Below are 18,632 nucleotides of genomic sequence, written 5' to 3'. Positions count from 1 at the left end.
CCGGCGGACCGCTAAACCCGCGGCCACTGCGACAACGCGTCCGCGCTATCAGGCGGTTCCCCTACGTTCTCTACCAGGCGCGATAGCCGGCGTCGGCCGCTGATCCGCAGGGCGGGCCGAGCTCCGCGAGTGCCGATCAAAGTAGGCGCGATGCCGACCCGCATCAACGCCGACGCGAGCGGCGAATGGGTGTCCGGCGCGTGTGGATCCAGACCCAGCAGGTAGCGGTCGGCCTCTGGGCTTCCCGCCGCCAGGGTCCACGCTCGCAGTTCCCGCGGGCCCGGCAGCCAGCGCGGCGGCACCGTCTTGACCGCGCCACGCGTCCATTCGGCGGCGATCGGGCGCAACAGCGGGCTGACTTCCGTCCTGACCAGCGGGGTGTCTTCCTCGGTGCGGGTGATCTCGGGCGCCAAACCGGCTTCGCGGATCATCTCGGCCAGCGCCTCTGCGCGCCAGGGCTGCTCGACCACCACCGAGAGCCGGGCGCCCTGAATATCGCCGCTGGTGACAAGCACGATCTGACCAGTGGCCGCCAGCACACCGGCGAGATCGGCGACCGCGGGCGGTACCGACTCTGCGGTGAAGAAGGAAAGCTGGCTCACGTCACCGACAGTAGGCCAGCGAGCCGAGCTGCGGCTTGAAGTTTTCGGCGCGGCGGTGCTGCCTCGCGCCGGATGGACCAAAACGAAAACCCCCCGGATCGCGCCGGGGGGTTTCGTCAGCTTCTGCCCGCTTAGACGGAACGGACGCCGGTGGCCTGGGGGCCCTTAGGGCTGTGGCCGATCTCGAACTCGACCTTCTGGTTTTCTTCAAGGGTGCGGAAGCCCGAACCCTGGATCTCCGTGTAGTGGACAAACACATCCGCGGAACCATCTTCAGGGGCGATAAAGCCGAACCCCTTCTCCGCGTTGAACCACTTCACAGTTCCCTGTGGCATTTCTCGATCTTTCCTTTTCTTCTGGGTGCGGTGCACCGCCTTTCGGTGCCCCGGGCCAGCTGCGACCGCCATACCTCGCGGAGTCGCCGGAACTTCACCCGACCGATAACCTCGCAGGAACCGCGGCCGCAACGTCGATCCTGCGAAAGTTTGACACGAACACAGAAGCTGCGACCGGGATTAGTCAACCATGTTCAACGCGTCGGCGACAGCTCCTTGGCAGTCGAAGGGATGGTGAATTTACGTCCGCGTCATACCGACACCCGGCTAGACACGCGCGGAAAGGCCTGAAATGGCGAGTTTCGGCAGCGAACTGCTGACGGTCGCGCTCGCCGGCACTCCACCGGGCGAGCGTCCGTTGCGCCATGTCGCCGAGCTGCCGGCGCGCAGCGGCCGGCCCCACCAGTGGCCGCACTGGGCCGAGCCCGAGGTGATTCGGGCGTTCGGCGAGCGCGGCATCGTCGCTCCGTGGTCCCACCAGTTCGAGGCGGCCGAGCTGGCGCACGCCGGCCGTCATGTGGTGGTGAGCACCGGTACCGCGTCGGGAAAATCGTTGGCGTATCAACTCCCCGTCCTCAACGCGCTGGCGACCGACCCCACGGCCCGGGTGCTGTACCTGTCGCCGACGAAAGCGCTCGGCCACGATCAGTTGCGCGCCGCACACGCCCTGACCACCGCCATCCCGCGGATGGCCGACGTCGCTCCCACGGCCTACGACGGCGACAGTCCCACCGAGGTGCGCCGGTTCGCCCGCGAACGCTCTCGATGGCTGTTCTCCAACCCCGACATGGTCCACTTGTCGATACTGCGCAACCATGCCCGCTGGGCGGGGCTGCTGCGCCGTCTTCGCTACCTGGTTGTCGACGAATGTCATTACTACCGCGGTGTTTTCGGCTCGAACGTGGCGATGGTGCTGCGTCGCCTGCTGCGGTTGTGCGCGCGTTATTCGGCCGAGCCCACGGTGATCTTCGCGAGCGCGACGACGGCATCGCCGGGCGCGACGGCCGCCGAACTCATCGGCCGCCCGGTCGCGGAGGTGACCGAGGACGGCTCGCCGCAGGGGGCCCGCACCCTCGCGCTGTGGGAGCCTGCGCTGCGTACCGACCTGACCGGTGAGAACGGCGCCCCGGTGCGACGGTCCGCGGGTGCCGAGGCCGCCCGGGTGATGGCCGACCTGATCGCCGAAGGAGCCCAGACCCTGACGTTCGTCCGGTCGCGGCGTGCCGCCGAGCTGACCGCACTGGGCACCCAATCCCGGTTGGACGACATCGCTCCAGAGCTGTCCAAGACGGTGGCGTCCTATCGAGCCGGTTATCTCGCCGAAGACCGCACAGCCCTCGAGCATGCGCTGGCCGAGGGCAGGCTGCGCGGTTTGGCCACGACCAACGCCCTGGAATTGGGTGTCGACATCGCCGGCCTGGACGCGGTGGTGCTCGCCGGGTTTCCGGGGACAGTCGCTTCGTTCTGGCAACAGGCGGGGCGGTCCGGCCGGCGCGGACAGGGCGCGCTGGTGATGCTGATCGCCCGCGACGACCCGCTGGACACGTTTCTGGTGCACCATCCAGCGGCGCTGCTGGACAAACCGGTCGAGCGATCCGTGATCGATCCCGCCAACCCTTACCTTCTGGGACCCCAGTTGCTCTGTGCAGCAACCGAATTGCCCCTCGATGAGGCCGAGGTCAGAGCGTTGGGTGCCGAGCAGGTAGCCGAAAACCTGGTCGACGACGGGCTCCTGCGGCGGCGCAACGGCAGGTATTTTCCGGCGCCCGGCGTCGAACCTCACGCCGCGGTGGACATCCGGGGTTCGACGGGCGAGCAGATCATGATCGTGGAGGCCGAAACCGGACGGCTGTTGGGCAGTGTCGGTCTCGGTCAGGCTCCGGCCACGGTTCATCCGGGGGCGGTGTACCTGCATCAGGGCGAGACCTACCTCGTCGACTCGCTGGATATCGAGGACGGGATCGCTTTCGTGCACGCTGGGGACCCCGGCTACGCGACGTTCGCGCGAGAAGTCACCGACATCTCGGTCACCGGTATCGGGGAGCGCTTACCGTTCGGCGAAGTCACTCTAGGGCTGGTGCCCGTGACCGTCACCCATCAAGTCGTCGGCTATTTGCGTCGGCGGCTGACCGGGGAGGTGATCGACTTCACCGAATTGGACATGCCCAAGCACACCTTGCCCACCACCGCCGTCATGTACACCGTTACCCCGGAGGCCCTGTTAGACAACAATATTGAGCTACCGCGCATCCCCGGGTCGCTGCACGCCGCCGAGCACGCCGCCATCGGACTGCTGCCGTTGGTGGCCAGCTGCGACCGCGGCGACATCGGCGGCATGTCCACCGCAATCGGGCCCGACGGCCTGCCCAGTGTTTTCGTCTACGACAGCTACCCGGGCGGGGCGGGATTCGCCGAACGTGGCTTCCGCCAGGCCAGCACCTGGCTGGGTGCGACCGCCGCGGCCATCGAGGCATGTGAATGCCCGGGCGGATGTCCGTCATGTGTGCAGTCGCCCAAGTGCGGCAACGGCAACGACCCATTGGACAAGGCCGGTGCCGTGCAGGTGCTGCGGTTGGTGCTCGCCGCGCTGGCCGGCGAATCACGATAAGGAACCCGGAGGATGGCGACCGACCCCTCGACGGTCGACCTCCACGGGACGACGAGCAGTCGGAAAACACGATCCGCTCGTAAGCCCGACGATGCGGGCGCAGAGGAAATTACTCCGTTTCCGGTGGTCTGCGCAAATTCCGTGGGCCGCACGAACCCGGTCGATGCGGCGACCCGCTTCGGGCCTGATCCTGGCTCCGGCCCGTAAACTTGTCGGCATGGCCCACGACTGGCTGCTCGTGGAGACGCTGGGCGACGAACCCGCCGTGGTAGCGCAGGGGCGTCAACCGAAGAACCTCGTTCCGATAACCGCGTTCCTGCGACGAAGTCCCTACCTCTCCGCGGTCCGTACGGCGATCGCCGAGTCCGTGCAAACTGGCCAGAGCCTGACCAGCATCACCCCCAAGAGCGACCGCGTCATCCGCACCGAACCAGTGGTGATGTCCGACGGCCGCATGCACGGCGTGCACGTCTGGAGCGGGCCCGCCGGCACGGATCCGCCGGAGCGGCCGGTCCCCGGCCCACTCAAGTGGGACCTGACCTTGGGCATGGCCACCGATACTCCGGAGTCGCTGGAAAACAGCGGCAAAAATCCGGCGGTCGAGGCCACTCATGGCAGGGCCTTCGCGGAGGATCTGCCATCGCGCGATCTCAATCCCAACGAGAGCAAGGTACTGGCGTTGGCGATCAAAGCCGAGCCCGGTCAAACCCTTTGCAGCAGCTGGGATATCACCGATTGGCAGGGCGAGCCGATTCGGGTGGGCTTCGTCGCGCGCACCGCGGTGGAACCGGGGCCGGACGGTCGCGACCACTTAATTTCGCGCGGGATGAACTGGCGGGGCGAACTCGAAGGGGCGCCACTGCCGGTCGATCGACTGGCACAGCAGATCTTGAACGGATTGGCCCAGCCCGGGGTGCACCGGGCGTTGGTCGACCCCAACAACTGGACCCTGTTGAAGTGGCTCGACGACCCCTGCCCCTTCTACGACTGGCGTGGCAGCGACCCCGACCGGCCGCGGGTGCATCCCGACGACGAGCATCTGAAGTCGTCCATGACTTCGGAATTCGTCGGCGGCGCCACATCCCGGGTGTTGCGCCTGCCCGGCGACCGTGGCGCTTGGGTGCCGATGCATGTGACGGTCAATCGGGTAGAGCTGGAACCGGACACGTTCGCCGGATTGGTGTCGCTGCGACGGCCCACCGACGAAGAACTCGCCGACGCGAATCTGGCTCCGGGCACCGACGACACCGACGACACCTGACGAACGAGCTACCTCGAAACCGGCCCGGCCCGCGCCGCCGCCTGCGCCGCGCCGGCGAAGGCGACAGCGACCCGGACCGTTACCACCACGTCGAGGCCGTCTACCCGGCATACGGCGTCGTCGACACGCATCGCCAGGGCCACTGCGGTCGCCAGATCGCAGGCCGCCGCAACGCCCGAAGGTAGTCGCGCCGCGCCCGCCAGAGCGGCCAGGTCGGCCGCCGCCTGCGCTCGGTGCCGTGCCACCACGACCGAGCCGAGATACGCACCGGCGCCCGTAACGGACAGCAGGACGGCGACCATAGCCGCCGCGACCAACGTGGCCGAGCCGAGATCATCCCGCCGGTTCGGCTGCCGATACCGCTTTGGCCGCAATGCCCAACTTAGGCAACAGCTTTGAGTGCGCGACCACGGTGGCGACCATGAAGTCGCCGTCGCGGCGTACCTGGATCTGCGCGCCGCCCGGGGCGATGCGCCGCGCTGCGGCGACGCCCGCGTGTTCGTCGCCGCGCGCCGACAGCCGGGCTGCCTCGCGGGCGGCATCGATACAGCGCACCTGCATCGACACCGCGGTGATCCCGGCCAGGCACAACACCAGCACCACGACCAATGCGGCGATTCCCAGTGCCGCCTCGACCGTGCTCGCGCCGGCACTCGCAGCTAGACCTTCGTGTTGAGCGCGCGACCGATGATGTTGGTCAGCGCTGACACGATGGAATGACCGGTGACGACGGAGTAAAGGATCGCACCGAAGGCCGCCGCCGCGATGGTCCCGATCGCGTACTCGACTGTGGACATCCCGGACTCGTCGGTGGCAAGCAGCGTCATGCGCGCCACGAACACCCGAAACATGTTGATTACCAAGACTTTCTCCTTTTGGTCGGTCTTCATCTCTATTCACAGCAGTCCCGATTGAAGAAGGTCGCCGGCCAAGCCGGCGACCACCGGAACAATGCCCAGACACACGAACGCCGGCAGAAAGCACAGTCCAAGGGGTCCGGCGATCAGCACCCCGGCTCGCTCGGCGGCCGCGGCGGCCGCGTGTGCAGCGTCGCTGCGGCACTGATCGGCCAGTTCCGCGACGCCGGCGGCCAGCGCCGAACCCGAAGACGCCGAACGCCTGGCCAACCGCAGCAGCGCATCGATCTGCGGATCCACCGAGTCGGCGGGCAGATCCCGCGGCGACGACCAGGCCACTGCCGGGTCGGCTCCCAGCGCCAGCAGATCGGAAGCCCGACGGAGCACCGAGGCCAATTTTGGTGGCGCGGACGGCGCGGTCGCCGCCGCTGCGGCCGACACCGCCATGCCGGCCGTCAGGCAGACCGCCAGCACGTCGAGGCTGGAGGCCACCGCCAGCGGGTCCGCACCGCGTTTCGTGCGGTGCAGCGGGCCCTGCCGGGTGTGTGCGCGGACCGGTCTCCTGGCTCGCGCCCGCACCATCGAGGGGCCGGCGCCGGTCCACAACGCCACGGCCAACAAAACCGCCGCGGTACTCATGCCTCGGCTCCCGCTCGCTCGGTAATGCGGTCCGACCAAAGCAGTCCCAGGCAAGCGAGTGTCGACCCCACCACCAGCAGCCACCCGCCCGCGTGGCCACTCAGCAAGAACGTCAGCGGCCGGGCCCCGATCAGTTGGCCGAGCAGCACCCCGAGCACCGGCAGGCCGGCCAGGATGGCAGCGGTAGCGCGAGCGCCGGCCATTCCCGATGCCACCCGTGCCGCGAATCGTTGCCGCTCGGCGATGTCTCGTTGTGCGGCGCGCATCAAAGTCGCGATGGCCAACCCATGGTCGGTGGCCAGCTGCCAGCACACGGCTAGCCGCTCCCACTGCGAGGGCAGGGCCGAGGAGCCGGCCGCACCGCGCAGACCCGCCGCAACATCGGCGCCCAATCTGGCCCGAGCCGCGACGGCGCGCAACGACGCGGCAACCGCGCCGTGGGTCTCGTCCGCCGCGACGTCGAATGCGTGCACCGGATGCGAGCCCACGCGCAGTTCGCCGACCAGCACATCCAGCGCGGTTTCCAAGGTCTGGCCCTCGGCGGTCGCCCGGCGGATTCGGTGGCCACGGCGGCGGCGCACTGTGGCGGTGGCGCCCAGCACCGCGCCGGCGAGAACCGTCGTCAAGGGCAGCAAGGCGACGCCGGCGACCGCGGAACATCCCACCGCGATGCGGCCCGCGCAGCGGGCGCCCGCCAACCGGAGGTGCCGACCGTCGAGCGCCGAAACGGTGAGCCGGCGCCGCGGGGACGACGAAAGCATGAAGAGGGCAAGCGACAAGAACAGCGCCGCCATCACCTGGCCGTTCACGACGATATTCGGCTTCGCAGTAGGCGCTGCAGATCACCCGCGTCCTCGGTCATTCCCCGGTCGGCATGCCACACGGTGACCGCCCGAACTGTCCCTTCCGCCGGGCGCAGCACGGCGATCTCTGCGAGCCGACGCCGCCCGAAGCGGTCCCGAGCGACGTGCAGCAGCACCTGGACGGCGGCGGCGAGCTGGCTGTGCAGCGCGGCCCGGTCGAGACCGCCGAGCGCGCCCAGCGCCTCCAGCCGCGCGGGAACCTCGCCCGGATTGTTGGCGTGCACGGTGCCCGCCCCGCCGTCGTGGCCGGTGTTCAGCGCCGTCAGCAGATCGACCACCTCGGCGCCCCTGACCTCGCCGACCACGATGCGGTCCGGCCGCATCCGCAGCGCTTGACGAACCAGCTGGCGCACTGGCACCTGCCCGACGCCTTCGACGTTCGCACATCGCGCGACCAGCTTGACCAAATGCGGATGCCGGGGTGCCAGCTCGGCGGCATCTTCGACGCAGACGATGCGCTCATTGGGAGCTACCGCGCCCAGCATGGCCGCCAACAAAGTTGTCTTTCCGGCCCCGGTGCCGCCGCACACCAGAAATGCGAGCCGCGCGGCGATGATGTCGGCGACCAGCGCAGCAGCCTGCGGCTCGATCGCGCCGGCCGCGGTCAGGGCTGCCAGATCCTGAGTGGCGGGCCGCAGCACCCGCAACGACAGGCAGGTGCCCGCGGCCGCGATGGGCGGCAGCACCGCGTGCAGCCGCACCGCGAACTCTCCACCGCCGATTGAGGTTAGCTGGCCGTCCACCCAGGGTTGCGCGTCGTCGAGGCGGCGGCCGGCGGCCAAGGCCAGCCGCTGCGCCAATCGCCGCACCGCCGCCTCATCGGCGAACCGAATTTCGCTGCGGCGCAGTCCGTTTCCGTCGTCGACCCACACCGCATCCGGCGCGGTGACCAGAACGTCGGTGGTGCCGTCGGCACGCAGCAGCGGTTCGAGGATTCCGGCGCCGGTCAGTTCGGTCTGTAAGACCCGAAGATTGGCGAGAACCTCGGTATCGCCGAGCACTCCGCCAGACTCGGCCCGTATCGCGGCGGCCACCACAGCGGGCCCCAGCCGCGACCCCGGCAAGGCGGGTTCCGCGGCCAGCCGCTCCCGCACCCGTTCGATCAGCGACCCGCTCACGCCGCCCTGCCGTTCTGCATTGTGCCCGGACGTGCCGGCAGCACACCGAGCACCCGACGAGCCGCCACCGCCAACGGGGAGCCACGCCGCAAGCGCAGGCCACCGTGTTCCAGCTGCTCGGCTAGGCACGGCTGGGCTCTCATCGAGGCCAGCAGCGGCAGACCCGCGATGTCTGCCACCTCTGCTGCGCGCAATCCACCCGGTGACGGTCCCCGGACGACCAGGCCGACGTTGGGATTGATCGCGGCGAGCATCGGAGCGAGGGTCGCGGACGCCGCGCACGAACGCACATCGCACGGGCTCACCAGTACTACGAGATCAGCTGTGTCCAAGGCGGTCTGGGTGGCATCGGTCAGGTTGCGGGGCAGATCGCATACCACGGTGACTCCGCCACGGCGGCCAGCGTCGATGACAGCGTCCGCCGGCCCCGCTTCGACCTCGTACCCGCGTCTGGTGCCGGAGAGCACGGTGATCCCGCGATGGCGGGGCAGCGCTTCACGCATGGCCGACCAATTCAGCCGGCCGCTCTGTAATGACAGGTCGGGCCAACGCACACCGGGCACGCCCTCTCCGCCGACCAACAGGTCGATGCCACCACCCCACCCATCGAGGTCCACCAGGAGCGCGTCGGTGGCCGCGAGCGCGAGTGCGACCGCAAACAACGACGCGCCCGCGCCGCCGCAGCCGCCGACCACAGCGACGACGTCTCCACGGGCAGCGTCGTCGCGCGCCGATTCGGCCGCTTCGGCCAACTCGTGGACCAGTTCGGCCTCTTGGCCGGGCAATCTCAGCACATGCTGGGCGCCGACGACGATGGCCGACTCCCAGGTCGCAGTCGTTGGTCCGGCGGCGGTCAGCACGCTGACATGGACACGCCGCGGCAGCGCCAGCCGCCCACAGCGCTCTGCCGCGGGCTGGTCGAGGACCACGGCCGCGGCCGCCGACCATGTCCTTCTGCTCAGCGCGGCTCCTGAGCCGAGGTGCACCACTCGGATACCGACGGCAGCGGCAACGCGGTCCAGCTCGTCACGCAGATCGGAGTCGGTCAGCACCGCCAACACACCGGCCGAAGCCATCCTTACGTTGCTCGCGTCGCTACTCACTCACCCAGCGTGGGCGGCCGGCGGGCTGGGACGCCAGTCCCAGACAGCGATCTGTGGAAAGAGACGCAAGTGTGCACAAACTGGCCCGCCCAGCACTGCGACCGCGCGCGACAGCACATTCCCGCAACGCACATCTAGCTGTGCCGAGCGCCCTACGTATAAGAAATATTTTCCGGAGAAAAGGGACGACCCCCGCCAGGGGGGGAGGAGGCGAGGGTCGTCGTGTATCAGCCCCGGGGGGTCGGGCTGATACACCCTCGGCCTAGGCCGAGTACTGCTTACTATACACATGACAGTCCGCACTAACGCAAGTGGTCGTCGTATCAAAAAGACACCGTGAGCCGCAAAAACACGCCCTGCCTCGGGTACCTCGGCCGACTCGGTGGCCATTTGGGGCGCAAGACCGCGGCCTCGTCATACCCGCCCCCTATGCTGGGTGCGTGACCGCTCCCGACTCGGCCGCGCAACAGCAAACCTCGCCTGAAGCAGTGCCGCCCGCCGGTCCCGGTGCTCGCACCGCGGCTTTTTTCGACCTCGACAAGACCATCATCGCGAAGTCCAGCACGCTGGCGTTCAGCAAACCATTCTTCGCTCAGGGACTGCTGAGTCGCCGCGCTGTGCTCAAGTCCAGCTATGCACAATTCATCTTCCTGCTCTCCGGGGCAGATCATGACCAGATGGATCGGATCCGCGCCCACATGACCAACATGTGCGCCGGATGGGACGTGGCGCAGGTGAAGTCGATCGTCAACGAAACTCTTCACGACATCGTGACCCCACTGGTGTTTGCCGAAGCCGCGGACCTGATCGCCGCCCACAAGCTTTGCGGCCGTGACGTGGTCGTGGTTTCGGCGTCGGGTGAGGAGATCGTGGGGCCGATCGCCCGCGAGTTGGGCGCCACCCACGCCATGGCGACCCGGATGGTCGTCGAGGACGGCAAGTACACCGGAGAGATTGCGTTCTACTGCTACGGCGAAGGCAAGGTGCAAGCTATCCGTGAGCTGGCCGCGCGTGAGGGCTATGCGTTGGAACACTGCTATGCCTACTCGGACTCGATCACCGACCTGCCGATGCTCGAGACAGTCGGTCACCCGAACGTGGTCAACCCGGACCGCGCGCTGCGCCGAGAAGCCATCGAACGTGGTTGGCCCATACTGACGTTCGACCGGCCGGTGTCGCTGCGCGACCGCATCCCCGCACCTTCGGGTGCCGCAATCGCAACCACCGCCGCGGTGGGTATCAGCGCGGTGGCCGCCGGCGCGGTCACCTACGCGCTACTACGCCGGTTCGCCTTCTAACCCCGCGCAGCTTCAGCTGCCAGCAAACTGGCAAGCGCGCAAATTCAAAGCCCCTTCGCAACATTCACTCAATTGGGCCTTGCTGTGCCAAGGGTCTAGTAGTACAAAGGAAACACGGAAGCCCGGTGAGGCCTAGGTCGATCCGGAAGAGAAGGTTCGATCTCCCGATCCGGGCACCTAGCACGGTTCTCGGCACCCACGCTGAGTCACAGCCGCGATAATGGCAGAAGTGTTGCGGGCCTGCGTAATTGCGAAAAGTGAAAGGTATCGACGGCCCTTTGGGTGGGGTTGCAACCGGAAGCGTCGCAAGATCGCCGAGGCCATCCCACGCAGCCCATAGGATGTACGCCTGGTAACCGAGTTCCGTGTTAGCGGGCGGCGGACCGAATACCTCGGACCGCCGCCCGCTTTCACATTTCTGGACGTATCTTCGGCACCGGTCGGCTATTTTTTCGGATTCGTCGGCAACGACTCCGCAATCGAAAGTGCCTCTTCCGCGCCGGCCTGTAGCGCGCGGCAACACAGCAGCAGCCACGCCCCCACGCCTTTCGGCGTGCCTTCCGCGAAACCGCGCGCGGCGTCGCGATAGTCGGCGGCTTGGCGCATCCATCGCACTTCCGGCACCCCCAGCCCGTGCGGGTCCAGCCCGCTCGCGATGGTCACCAGCCGCGACACCGCGCGGGCGACGACGCCGTCCGCGCTACCGAAAGGCTTGAGCGTCAGCAGCTCTCCGTGTGCGACCGCGGCAACCACCGGCGCGGACGCCTCGGTGCGACCGGTCACCAGCTCAGCGAGCAATTCCAGTCGGGGCCCGATCTCGGGCTCGGTGCGGGGACGCCCCAGACGATCCGCATCGACCTGGTCCGCGGCGGCCAGCATGTGCAGGCGCGCCAGCGCTTGCAACGGAGCCCGCTGCCACACCGCGACCAGGGTGCCTCCGCCGCCTTCCAGCGCCTGGGCCACCCGCAGCGCTCCACCGAAGACGGGATCGCTGACGCCCGACTCCGGTCCGGCCGAGTCCGCGAGATCGTCCAGGCGCACCGGACCGCCGTCGAGCACCGACGACGCCCGCGCCGCCCGCAACGCCGACTCGGCAGCCGTCACCGGCCAGCCCCGCAGGTTGGCGCGGTGCCGGTGGGCCCGGCCCAGCGCGTCGCGGGCCCGGTCACTGGCCTCGGCGACGCCAGGCAACTCCATCAGCGGAGCCAGCGGGTCAGCCGTCACGAGTTGCCAAGCCTATCGGGAACGTGCCGAGGCGCCGGGAATGGCCTGCAGCAGCTCGCGGGTGTACTCATGGCCGGGCCGGCTGAACAGCTCTTCGGTGGGCGCACGTTCGACCACCCGCCCGGCGCGCATCACCAGCACGTCGTCGGCGATCTGCCGGATCACAGCCAAGTCGTGACTGATGAACAGGTAGGTCAGGCCCAGTTGGGTCTGCAGATCGGTCAGCAGATCAAGAATCTGCGCCTGTACCAGCACGTCGAGTGCCGACACCGCCTCGTCGCACACGAGTACCTCCGGGCGCAGCGCAAGTGCCCGAGCGATCGCCACCCGTTGCCGCTGACCACCCGACAGCTCACGGGGCAGCCGGCCCAAGACCGACGACGGCAGTGCCACCTGGTCGACCAGTTCCCGCACCGCGTGCTCCCGTTGCCTGCGATCGCCGATCCGGTGGATCCGTAACGGTTCCTCGATGGCGCGATACACCGTGTATCTGGGGTCCAGACTGCTGTAGGGATTCTGCAATACCGGCTGGATCCGCCGGCGGAAGGCAAGCGCTCCGTCCCGGCCAAGGTGGTCGGTGATCTCAGTGCCGCCGAAAACCACCGTGCCCGACGTGGGTCGCAGCAGACCGAGGACCATCCGCGCCAGCGTTGACTTTCCCGACCCGGACTCTCCGACGATCGCCAGGGTGCTCGCCCGTCGTAGCCGGAATGACACGGCGTCGACGGCACGGAATTCCGTTCGCCGCCAAGGCGCGCCGTGCGACTCCCGGTAGACCTTGGTCAGCTCTGACGCAACGAGAATGTCGTCGAATTCGGCCTGCACAGCCCGCTCCCGGCGGCGGGTCGCAATAAGCGACGGAGCCGCGGCCACCAGCCGCCGGGTGTACTCGTGTTCGGGGCTGCGCAGGATCTGCTGTGCCGCACCGGATTCCACCACCTTGCCGCGATGGACGACGACGACGGCCTCGGCCCGCTCGGCGGCCAGCGCCAGATCGTGCGTGATCAGCAGCAGAGCGGTGCCCAATTCGGTTGTGAGGCGTTGCAGATGGTCGAGCACCTGCCGCTGCACGGTGACGTCCAGCGCGGATGTCGGCTCGTCGGCGATCAGCAGCCGGGGTCGGCCCGCCAGGCCGATGGCGATCAGCGCGCGCTGGCACATTCCGCCGGACAGCTGATGCGGGTACCTGCCCGCCTGCTTCTGCGGGTCGGGCATACCGGCCTCGGCAAGCAATTCCACCGCCCGTCGTCGCGCGTCGCGCCCATCGGTGTTGACCCGCAAGGCTTCCCGGATCTGGAAGCCGACCTTCCAGACTGGGTTGAGATTGGTCATCGGATCCTGCGGCACATAGCCGATGTCTCTGCCCCGAATGGACCGCAGCAGTCGAGAGTCGGCTTTCCGATCGGACGACGCGATGTCTCGGCCGTCGAAAGCGATGCGGCCGGCGGTTATTCGCCCGCCCGGCGCCAGCAGGCCGAGGATCGCCGCGGCCGCGGTAGATTTCCCCGATCCGGATTCGCCTACCACGGCGACGGTTTGACCACGAAGCACGGTCAGATCCAATCCACAAACCGCGGGTTCCTGGCCGCCGAACCTGACTTCGAGACCCTCGACCGACAACAGCGGAGGGTCGGCGTTCATGCCCGCCACGCCCGTGATGCCGGATCAAGGGCGTCCCGCAGGACGTCACCCATCATCATGAAAGCCAGCACGGTGATCGCCAGTGCGCCTGCGGGATAGAACAATATCGGCGAGCCGGCCCGCAGCCTGGTCTGCCCTATGTTGATATCGCCGCCCCACGAAACTACCGATGTCGGCAGACCCACCCCCAGGTAGGACAACGTCGCCTCGGTGACGATGAACGCGCCCAGAGCAATTGTGGCCACGGCGATAACCGGCCCGATGGCGTTGGGCAGCGCATGCCGCAGCAAGATTTGAATTCTGCTCAGTCCCAGAGCTTTAGCCGCCAGCACATAGTCGCTGGCCCGTACTTCGAGGACCGCCCCGCGGGAGATTCTGGCCACTTGCGGCCAGCCGAACAAGGCCAGGATGGCGATCACGGTCCAGACCGTCCGGTGGTGCATGACCTGCATGAGCACGATGGCGGCCAGCAGCAGCGGCAATCCGAAGAACACGTCGGTGATACGGGAGATGACGGCGTCGATCCAGCTGCCGTAGAAGCCCGCCAGGGCTCCCAAGGCCCCGCCGACGACGAACACCGCCAAGGTGGCTCCCAGTCCCACGGTGACAGACGCCCGCGCACCGTAGACCGTGCGCGCGTAAATGTCGTGGCCCTGCAGGTCGGTGCCGAACCAGTGTGCCGCCGACGGCGGCTGCAGGCTCTGGCTGGGATCGGCGTAGGTCGGGTCGGCTGCGGTGAACAAAGCCGGAAACCCGGCAACGACGACGACGAATAAGATGAGCGCGGCGGCGACAACGAACTTCGGCCGGCGGCGCAGATTGCGCCAGGTGTCGCGCCAGAAGCTGTGCGTCTCAGCCATACCGGATCCTCGGGTCGAGCGCCGCGTAGAGCAGGTCCACCAATAGGTTGGTGATCAGATAGATGAGCACCAGCACCGTCACCACCGACACCACCGTTGGCGCCTCCTGCCTGGTTACCGCCTGATACAACACCCCTCCGACGCCATGGATGTTGAAGATGCCTTCGGTCACAATCGCTCCGCCCATCAGCGCCCCCAGATCTGCACCGAGGAAGGTCACCACCGGGATCAACGAATTGCGCAGGATGTGTACCGTCACCACCCGAGGCCGCGACAAGCCCTTGGCGGTGGCGGTGCGGACATAGTCCGCGTGCGCATTGGCGGCAACCGCCGACCGGGTCAAGCGCACCACGTAGGCGAATGACACCGAGCCCAGGACGATTCCAGGTAGCAAAAGGCGGGTGAAGCTTGCCCTTTCACCGACGGTGACGGGTGCGATGCCCAGTCGGACCCCGAAGACGAATTGCGCCAGAAAGCCGAGCACAAAGATCGGGACCGCGATGATGACAAGACCGGTGACCAGGACTGTGGCATCGAAGACACCGCCCTGACGCAGGCCGGCGATCACGCCGAAACCGATCCCCAGCACCGCCTCCACTGCCAGTGCGATCAACGCCAGCCTGATAGTCACCGGAAACGCATGCGCCAGAACGGCACTGACCGGCAGGCCGGAGTAGGCGCGACCCAAGTCGCCATGCATGACACCGCCGAGGTAGCGCAGATACTGCAACAGAAAGGGATCGTCGAGGTGGTAGCGGGCGCGCAGCTGTGCGGCCACAGCAGGGGTCAACGGCCGGTCTCCGGCCATCGCGGCCAGCGGATCACCGGGTAACAGGAACACCATGGCGTAGATCAATAGCGTGGCACCGAGGAAGACCGGCACCATGGCAGCGATCCGGCGCACTAAGTACCAACCCATTTCAGGCCTTCACGATGTTCTCGTAGTCGGGCAATCCGTTCCAGGTGACCGTGACGCCATGTACCGACGACGACCAGCCGACCACCGCGATGTTGTCCCACAACGGCACAGTAGGCATGTCGTGCAACAGGATTCGCTGCGCGATATTGGTCAGCACGGCGGACTCAGCCAGGGTGGGCGCTGCTTCTGCCGTCGCCAGTGCCGCGTCGAACTCCCTGCTGGAGTACCCGACGTCGTTGGATCCCGCCCCGGTCCCGAACAGCGGGGCGAGGAACTCCACCATCGACGGATAGTCGCCCTGCCAGCCGGCGCGGAACGCGGTGTCAATGTTGCGGTTGGTGATCTGGGTACGGAATCCCGCGAACGTCGGCTGCGGCACGCCGGCGGCATCGATACCCAGCACGTTCTTGATGCTGTTGGCCACCGCGTCGACCCAGTCCTGGTGTGCGCTGTCGGCGTTGTAGGCAATCGCGTAACGGCCGCTCCACGCCGAGATCGCATTGGCTTGCGCCCATAGTTGCCGGGCCCGTTCGGGGTTGAAGTCCAGCACGTCGTTGCCAGGCAGGTTCGGATCGAAGCCCGGCAGCGATCTGGCGGTGAAATCGCGTGCGGGGCTGCGGGTTCCGGCGAAAATCTGCCGGCAGATTTGCGGACGGTTGATCGCGGCCGACAGGGCGAGCCGGCGCAGTCGCCCCTCTTCGCCGCCGAAATGCGGCAACCGCAACGGGGTGTCGAGGGACTGATTCACCGCGGCCGGCCCACTAGCGGCGTTGCCGCCGAGGTCACGCTGGTAGATGGTCAGCGCGCTCGACGGAATCGTGTCCAGCACATCGAGATTGCCGGACAGCAGATCGGCATAGGCGGTATCCAGGTTTGCGTAGAACTCGAACCTCAGGCCCTTGTTGTGCGGCTTACGGTTGCCGTGGTAGTCCGGGTTGGGTTTCAGGTCGATCCGGACGTTGTGTTCCCAGGCTGGACCGTCGGGGCCGTCGGCCAGCCGGTAGGGGCCGTTGCCTACCGGGCTGCGGCCGAATGCCGGCATGTCACGAAATGCCTTGTCGGGCAGCGGATAGAACGCGCTGTGGCCCAGTCTCAACAGGAAGTCGACGGTGGGCGCCTTGAGCCGTACGGTGAATTCGCCATCGCTGACCACCCGCAACCCGGACATGGTGGTGGGTTTTCCGTCGCCCGGTGCGCCGGCGACATCCTCGAAACCGTCGATCGGGCTAAAAAACTCTTGTTGCAGTTGGGCATTGGCGCTCAGGGCTCCATAATTCCACGCATCGACGAACGAGTGGGCCGTCACCGGCGATCCGTCGGTGAACTTCCACCCGGGTTTCAAGAGGATTCGATAGTTGACGTTGTCGGTGGTCTCGATCGACTGCGCCACCTCCGGCGTCGGTTTGCCCGCGGCGTCATAGGAGACCAAGCCGGCGAACAGCCGATCCAGGATCCGCCCGCCAAAGCTGTCGTTGGTGCCGGTCGGAATCAACGGATTCGGCGGTTCGCCGCCGTTGACCACCACCACATCGGGGCTCAGTACCCCGCCACCGCAACCGGCCAGGAACGCGGCCACCAGCACCGCGATGACGGCAGCTAGCGTGGCCCGCAACCTCGGACGCATGACAGCGACCATAGGTGCTGTCGTCGCGGCGCGCTGTCAGCTCAGGTGCCGACGCGCCGCGCTGGCTAGAGATTCTTGCCCACTGCTACAGTTGCACTACTGTGTGTTTTCGGGTTGCAGGCAAACCGTCTAGATGGTCGCGGTGGCAGTCGGCCATCGCTGTCGTTGCCGTGTTGTGTGTCTGCGGCGCTGCCTTGGGCAGCTGGACTTTGCAGACCGACATCTCGACCGACGCATCGCAATCGGTCGCCGCAACAGCACTGATCGGCCCGAACGCCGGTCCGGCACACGCCAATCGCCGCTCCGCGTCAGTAGGCGATCTCGACAGCGGTTCCCCCTCGGACGACAAGGCAGTCAAAGGCGTCGGACTGAGGCGTGATCGGCCCAGCACCTGGTCGGTGTGCGAACCTCGCGGCGCGTGGTCGCCGCCCTCGGTTACCTGGGTCGCCGGGACGCAGCGGCAGGGCGACGTCCGTTCGCGAGCACCCGCCACCGTCCTCGCCGGCCAAGATATTTTGACCCAACTCTGCGTCGCCCGGCGCTGACCGGTCAGCCGCCGGGCAATTCCCCTGCGTTACAAGGCCTTTGCCGGAACTGACGGTTCACCAATCCCGCGGTAGAGCACGCGGCGACAAGCCGAGACGCAGTCAGCGGCAGCCTTGGTCTATCCGCGCAACTCAGCTTCCAGGAGCGATCCAGCAGTGGATTTCGGGATGTTACCGCCGGAGATCAACTCCGCACGGATGTATCACGGCCCCGGGCCGGGGTCGATGTTGGCCGCCGCGACGGCCTGGGACGAACTGGCCGGCCAGCTGTACGAGGCGGCCGCCGACTACCATGCCATGACCTCTGCATTGGTCGACGGATGGCAGGGCGCAGCGGCCACGGCGATGGGTCAAGCCGCGGCACCGTACCTGGGGTGGCTGAATGCCACTGCCGCATCGGCGCAGCACACGGCGCGCCAGGCCAGAGCGGCTGCCGACGCCTTCCAATCGGCGTTTGCGGCGACGGTCCCCCCACAGCTGATCATGGCCAACCGCGCCTTGCGGACGTCATTGGTGACGGCGAACTTCTGGGGCCAGAACCACCCGGCAATCGCGGCAGCCGAGGCCGATTACGAAAAGATGTGGGTCCAGGACGCCGCCGCGATGTACGCCTACGCCGACGCCTCGGCGGCGGCCTCGAACCTGCAGCACTTCGTGTCGCCGCCGGCCGCCGGACCCGCCCAGACATCCGACGACGACGATGACGCTGAGGTCATATCCGCTGGCGCACAACTGATTTCCATGCTGCCCCGACCACTCAGGGCGCTGTCCTCGGCCTCGTCCACGCGGTTCGGCAAGGCTCTGCTGTCGATGTCGTCGCCTCTGTCGAAGCTGAGTTCGCTGCGGCTGGGTTTCGCAAAACACGCCAGCGTTCCGATCGCCGTCGCGATCGCGGGTGCGACCAAAGCGGTCCGGTCGAACCGCGCGTCCGTCGTCGCCGGTGTCGGCCGCGGCATGTCGATCGGAGTCCTGTCGGTACCGCAGGCCTGGCTACCGGCGCCGCCGGCCGGGACTTTCGAAACCGAATTCCAGAGCGCTGCCGTTGCGATCGGGCGCCGGCTGAGTGGACGACCCGGGCGCAGCGCGACGTAAGCAACAGCGGAACGCCTCGGCCAAACCGGCGCGACGGCAGTAA

At 67.5% G+C, this 18,632-nt stretch carries 19 protein-coding genes; 5 read left to right on the top strand and 14 right to left on the bottom strand.

Annotation, left to right across the window (positions count from 1 at the left end):
- Nucleotides 1–11: 11 nt before the first annotated feature.
- Complete coding sequence (locus A5791_RS08735) at nt 12–602, bottom strand: hypothetical protein (RefSeq protein ID WP_067234001.1); 591 nt, start codon at nt 600–602, stop codon at nt 12–14.
- Between the two features lie 131 nt (nt 603–733).
- Complete coding sequence (gene cspA / locus A5791_RS08730; protein ID WP_007166602.1) at nt 734–937, bottom strand: cold shock protein CspA; 204 nt, start codon at nt 935–937, stop codon at nt 734–736.
- 292 nt (nt 938–1,229) lie between these two features.
- Here cspA and A5791_RS08725 point away from each other — a divergent pair, with 292 nt between their 5' ends.
- Together A5791_RS08725 and A5791_RS08720 are read left to right on the top strand one after the other, a co-directional pair.
- A complete protein-coding gene (locus A5791_RS08725; protein WP_067233999.1) occupies nt 1,230–3,545 on the top strand; it encodes a DEAD/DEAH box helicase in 2,316 nt (771 codons plus the stop codon).
- Nucleotides 3,546–3,762: 217 nt separating this feature from the next.
- Complete coding sequence (locus A5791_RS08720) at nt 3,763–4,806, top strand: PAS domain-containing protein (RefSeq protein WP_067233997.1); 1,044 nt, start codon at nt 3,763–3,765, stop codon at nt 4,804–4,806.
- An 8-nt stretch (nt 4,807–4,814) separates the two neighbouring features.
- On the opposite strand, the gene A5791_RS27140 is transcribed toward A5791_RS08720, so the two are convergent.
- Genes A5791_RS27140 through ssd form a run of 7 tightly spaced genes read right to left on the bottom strand, consistent with a single transcriptional unit; the run spans nt 4,815 to nt 9,335 of the window.
- Nucleotides 4,815–5,108, bottom strand: coding sequence for an Rv3654c family TadE-like protein (locus tag A5791_RS27140; protein ID WP_369828036.1), 294 nt, complete (start codon nt 5,106–5,108; stop codon nt 4,815–4,817).
- Nucleotides 5,109–5,139: 31 nt separating this feature from the next.
- On the bottom strand, nt 5,140–5,424 hold the full coding sequence (locus A5791_RS27135) for a TadE family type IV pilus minor pilin (RefSeq protein ID WP_304441690.1): 285 nt from the start codon (nt 5,422–5,424) through the stop codon (nt 5,140–5,142).
- A gap of 41 nt (nt 5,425–5,465) precedes the next feature.
- Nucleotides 5,466–5,696 (bottom strand): DUF4244 domain-containing protein, encoded by a 231-nt coding sequence (locus A5791_RS08705; RefSeq protein WP_067233994.1) that lies wholly within the window; start codon nt 5,694–5,696, stop codon nt 5,466–5,468.
- 6 nt (nt 5,697–5,702) lie between these two features.
- Complete coding sequence (locus A5791_RS08700; protein WP_067233993.1) at nt 5,703–6,302, bottom strand: type II secretion system F family protein; 600 nt, start codon at nt 6,300–6,302, stop codon at nt 5,703–5,705.
- Nucleotides 6,299–7,096 (bottom strand): type II secretion system F family protein, encoded by a 798-nt coding sequence (locus tag A5791_RS08695; RefSeq protein WP_369828035.1) that lies wholly within the window; start codon nt 7,094–7,096, stop codon nt 6,299–6,301. Before A5791_RS08695 ends, A5791_RS08700 begins: the two co-directional genes overlap by 4 nt.
- A gap of 11 nt (nt 7,097–7,107) precedes the next feature.
- A complete protein-coding gene (locus tag A5791_RS08690; protein WP_067233990.1) occupies nt 7,108–8,283 on the bottom strand; it encodes a TadA family conjugal transfer-associated ATPase in 1,176 nt (391 codons plus the stop codon).
- Nucleotides 8,280–9,335: a septum site-determining protein Ssd gene (gene ssd / locus A5791_RS08685; protein WP_156661093.1), complete on the bottom strand. Its 1,056-nt coding sequence runs from the start codon at nt 9,333–9,335 to the stop codon at nt 8,280–8,282. Before ssd ends, A5791_RS08690 begins: the two co-directional genes overlap by 4 nt.
- Before the next feature lie 491 nt (nt 9,336–9,826).
- Between ssd and A5791_RS08680 the strand changes: the two genes are divergently transcribed.
- Nucleotides 9,827–10,684 (top strand): HAD-IB family hydrolase, encoded by an 858-nt coding sequence (locus tag A5791_RS08680; protein WP_067233985.1) that lies wholly within the window; start codon nt 9,827–9,829, stop codon nt 10,682–10,684.
- A 444-nt stretch (nt 10,685–11,128) separates the two neighbouring features.
- On the opposite strand, the gene A5791_RS08675 is transcribed toward A5791_RS08680, so the two are convergent.
- Genes A5791_RS08675 through A5791_RS08655 form a run of 5 tightly spaced genes read right to left on the bottom strand, consistent with a single transcriptional unit; the run spans nt 11,129 to nt 16,952 of the window.
- A complete protein-coding gene (locus A5791_RS08675; protein ID WP_067233980.1) occupies nt 11,129–11,908 on the bottom strand; it encodes an oxidoreductase in 780 nt (259 codons plus the stop codon).
- Nucleotides 11,909–11,920: 12 nt separating this feature from the next.
- Nucleotides 11,921–13,549 carry an ABC transporter ATP-binding protein gene (locus A5791_RS08670; RefSeq protein WP_067234081.1) on the bottom strand — a complete coding sequence of 543 codons (1,629 nt, stop codon included), beginning with the start codon at nt 13,547–13,549 and terminating at the stop codon, nt 11,921–11,923.
- Nucleotides 13,546–14,409, bottom strand: a complete 864-nt coding sequence (locus tag A5791_RS08665) for an ABC transporter permease (RefSeq protein WP_067233978.1) — start codon at nt 14,407–14,409, stop codon at nt 13,546–13,548. Before A5791_RS08665 ends, A5791_RS08670 begins: the two co-directional genes overlap by 4 nt.
- Nucleotides 14,402–15,328 (bottom strand): ABC transporter permease, encoded by a 927-nt coding sequence (locus tag A5791_RS08660; protein ID WP_067233976.1) that lies wholly within the window; start codon nt 15,326–15,328, stop codon nt 14,402–14,404. Before A5791_RS08660 ends, A5791_RS08665 begins: the two co-directional genes overlap by 8 nt.
- Nucleotide 15,329: 1 nt before the next feature.
- Nucleotides 15,330–16,952 carry an ABC transporter substrate-binding protein gene (locus A5791_RS08655; RefSeq protein WP_067234079.1) on the bottom strand — a complete coding sequence of 541 codons (1,623 nt, stop codon included), beginning with the start codon at nt 16,950–16,952 and terminating at the stop codon, nt 15,330–15,332.
- Nucleotides 16,953–17,146: 194 nt separating this feature from the next.
- Here A5791_RS08655 and A5791_RS26725 point away from each other — a divergent pair, with 194 nt between their 5' ends.
- Nucleotides 17,147–17,497: a hypothetical protein gene (locus tag A5791_RS26725; protein WP_082966827.1), complete on the top strand. Its 351-nt coding sequence runs from the start codon at nt 17,147–17,149 to the stop codon at nt 17,495–17,497.
- A 156-nt stretch (nt 17,498–17,653) separates the two neighbouring features.
- Nucleotides 17,654–18,589: a PPE family protein gene (locus A5791_RS08645; RefSeq protein WP_156661087.1), complete on the top strand. Its 936-nt coding sequence runs from the start codon at nt 17,654–17,656 to the stop codon at nt 18,587–18,589.
- The last annotated feature ends 43 nt before the right edge of the window (nt 18,590–18,632 follow it).

Origin of the sequence: Mycobacterium sp. 852002-51163_SCH5372311 (assembly GCF_001667115.1) — a bacterium.
GTDB lineage: Bacteria > Actinomycetota > Actinomycetes > Mycobacteriales > Mycobacteriaceae > Mycobacterium.
Note: the sequence above shows the minus strand (reverse complement) of the source record. Positions and strands in the feature narration are given on the sequence as shown.

Coding starts and splice junctions, on each gene's coding strand:
- A5791_RS08655 (WP_067234079.1), bottom strand. CDS start 16,952: ATGCGTCCGAGGTTGCGGGCCACGCTAGCTGCCGTCATCGCGGTGCTG.
- A5791_RS08695 (WP_369828035.1), bottom strand. CDS start 7,096: ATGGCGGCGCTGTTCTTGTCGCTTGCCCTCTTCATGCTTTCGTCGTCC.
- A5791_RS08705 (WP_067233994.1), bottom strand. CDS start 5,696: ATGAAGACCGACCAAAAGGAGAAAGTCTTGGTAATCAACATGTTTCGG.
- A5791_RS27140 (WP_369828036.1), bottom strand. CDS start 5,108: ATGGTCGCCGTCCTGCTGTCCGTTACGGGCGCCGGTGCGTATCTCGGC.
- A5791_RS08660 (WP_067233976.1), bottom strand. CDS start 15,328: ATGGGTTGGTACTTAGTGCGCCGGATCGCTGCCATGGTGCCGGTCTTC.
- cspA (WP_007166602.1), bottom strand. CDS start 937: ATGCCACAGGGAACTGTGAAGTGGTTCAACGCGGAGAAGGGGTTCGGC.
- A5791_RS08725 (WP_067233999.1), top strand. CDS start 1,230: ATGGCGAGTTTCGGCAGCGAACTGCTGACGGTCGCGCTCGCCGGCACT.
- A5791_RS08700 (WP_067233993.1), bottom strand. CDS start 6,302: ATGAGTACCGCGGCGGTTTTGTTGGCCGTGGCGTTGTGGACCGGCGCC.
- A5791_RS08670 (WP_067234081.1), bottom strand. CDS start 13,549: ATGAACGCCGACCCTCCGCTGTTGTCGGTCGAGGGTCTCGAAGTCAGG.
- A5791_RS08720 (WP_067233997.1), top strand. CDS start 3,763: ATGGCCCACGACTGGCTGCTCGTGGAGACGCTGGGCGACGAACCCGCC.
- A5791_RS08665 (WP_067233978.1), bottom strand. CDS start 14,409: ATGGCTGAGACGCACAGCTTCTGGCGCGACACCTGGCGCAATCTGCGC.